The organism is Flavobacterium sp. (assembly GCF_036741995.1).
In the GTDB taxonomy this organism is placed as follows: Bacteria; Bacteroidota; Bacteroidia; order Flavobacteriales; family Flavobacteriaceae; genus Flavobacterium.
The window spans coordinates 1-2,790 of the sequence record NZ_DAINRG010000098.1 but is presented as its reverse complement, the minus strand read 5'-3'; the positions used below and the strand labels follow the sequence as shown (position 1 = coordinate 2,790).

Here is a 2,790-nt window from a genome sequence, read left to right as displayed (position 1 = left end):
GTAATGCTGAAAGCGCAGCACCCGAACATATTGGAGTCACTGCTGTAAATGTTGGCGTGATATTCGGATTAACAGTAATGGTTAAAGTAGTCGGAACAGCACACTGTCCGGCAGTTGGCGTAAAGGTATAGGTGGTTGTCGTTGTATTATCTAAAGTCGGTGCCCAAGTTCCGGTATACCCATTGTTGGAAGTTGTTGGCAAAGCTGACAGCGCACCACCTGAACAAACCGGAGCCACAGCTGTAAAGGTTGGCGTGATATTCGGATTAACGGTAATGGTTAGAGTAGTTGGAACAGCGCACTGTCCGGCAGTTGGGGTGAATGTATAGGTTGTTGTAGTTGTATTATTAAGTGCCGGAGCCCAAGTTCCTGTTACTCCATTGTTAGAAGTTGTTGGTAATGCCGAAAGAACTCCACCGGAACATATTGGAGTCACTGCTGTAAAAGTTGGTGTAGTATTTGGGGTGACAGTAATAGCCAAAGTAGCGGTGGTAGCACACTGCCCGGCTGTAGGTGTAAAGGTGTATGTTGTGGTTGCGGTATTGTTAAGTGCCGGTGCCCAAGTTCCTGTTACTCCATTGTTGGAAGTTGTTGGTAATGCCGAAAGAGCTCCACCGGAGCAGATTGGCGCTACTGCTGTAAAAGTTGGCACAAGACTAGTGTCAAGATTCACGGTAACAGTATCTGTGGTGCTACATCCGGTTCCATTATTAGCAGTTAATGTATAAGTCGTTGTAGAAGCGGGACAAACTGTAGGTGTCAGGGTAGTTGAGTTTGTCATGCCAGTTGTTGGTGACCAGGTAAATGCAGGTAAATTATTGGTAAAGGTTATAGTCCAACCAGAAATGCTTCCCACATCACCACTAAGATCATCTTGAACAAAAAGCTGCCAGTTTCCATTGGCAGTACAGCCATTTAAAACATTAAAAGATTGTTCAGGTGCCCAAGTTCCTGTAAATGGATCGGTTCCAGTTGTTATTGAAGTAGGTGCAGTAGGAGTGAAACAAGTGTTGGTATAATTGATACCGGCAATACCATTATCGGTTGATAATTCTACTCTTGTACCATCCGGACATTGGAGATAAATGTCGAGATCGGAATCCCAAGTATGCGTCATATTTAAACAGACTGACGCAATTGAAGCAGCTGTAATGGTTGTTGGGGATATACCAGATACAGCGATTGGAGAATAAACCCCGGTAGTACTACCATCCGGAATGGCATAAGTTCCGGCATTAGAAAAAGACACTGGACCAATTGATCCAACGGCATTTGTGCTTCCGCTCAAAGTGATGCAACTTCCCGGACAAACAAGACCACCTATGCCGGCATCAACCGTCGGTAACGGATTTACTGTGACTGATTGTGTTATAGCATTTTGACAACCACCAGGCACGGCAGTTAATAAAAGCGTCACACTATAAGTTCCGGCTACTGCATAAGTGTGAGATGGGTTTTCCAAATTGGAAGTAAATCCATCGCCAAAATTCCAATTGTATGTAAAATTTCCATTGGTTGTATTGGTGAATTGTGTTGCTGTTCCTTCACAAGCTGTAGTGGCAGTAAATGTTGGATTAGGACTGGCAAAAGTAGCGGTAGTACCAGCAAAATTAAGTGTAAATCCCGCAGAAGAAGAAGAGGTGTATCGATCTACCAAGATGGTATATGTTTGCCCAGCAGTAACGGTAAAGGTTGAGTTACATTGTACACCGGCACAACCTAAACCTGTTGTTCCGCTTGCGCCGGTATTAGGGCTCCAATTACAAGATAATTGTGTTCCCGGACATGATGTGGTTGTATTATAAACAGCAAAATCATAATCAATAGTTGCCGTTGGAGTTATAGTAAAAGCTAAAGTACCAGATGTTGCTACTGTAAAAGTATACCAATTGGAAGATCGTTCTCCTGGGGCTCCAAAACAAGTTGGGCTTTCCTGATTAACCCCAACACCACCCACTCCGTTCGCTACGGAAACATTACTTGTATTACATAATGTTTGCGCTGTCACACAATCTTGTACTGGGCTTGGAGGTCCAACCGGTAGTGTCTCCTGGGCACAAACGCCAAATGTTCCGGTAGTATTACCATTGCCATCTACAAGGATGTAATAAGTATTGCCAATGGTTAAACCATGTAATATAACATCAGTATGAAATAATCCACCGGCAGTATTGACGTCTTCCTGACAAGCAATTTGGGTTAATGAGCCACAACTTCCACTATATACGGCTAATTGTGTATTGGCTAAACTTCCTCCAAAATTGGTTGAAATTTCTATATCAGCTGTAGTGGCAATAAATGAAAACCATACCGTATGGCTTAAACTGTTAGGAGACCAACAGGCAGGAGTAGTTGGATCACCCACGGTCGTTGCGGCTACATTTGTATATAATGTTGAGCTACAACTACCAACACCAACTGATATAGCTGTGGCTGCTCCACAATTATCATTGGCAGGCTGAGCATATACGCTGTTTGTAAAACCAACATATGCTATGAGGGTGCAAATAATTTTGATTAAAATTTTCATCCTATAGGCCTTTATTTTTTTCTCACAGCATCTTGTAATCGTTGCATGTAAACTTCGCGCTCAATAGGTTTATCGTTTTCTATATAAAAAATGGTTGGGGAGACCTTTTCGTTAGCAGGGAATGGTTTTTTTAAAAAAACTTTATCAGAAATTCCGGCAATAATGAATACAACTTTTTTAGTGTTATCAAACAATAGCTCACCAGTTTCAGTTATATCGTTATATAATCCAATATCTACATATCAGGAAGCCAAAGAAGG

The 2,790-nt window shown here is 42.2% G+C and carries 1 protein-coding gene; it reads right to left on the bottom strand.

The window, feature by feature from the left end; genetic code table 11:
• The coding region (locus tag V7D82_RS13605; protein WP_333601496.1) for a PKD domain-containing protein at positions 1-2,530 on the bottom strand (2,530 nt) is incomplete at its 3' end.
• Positions 2,531-2,790: the final 260 nt, after the last annotated feature.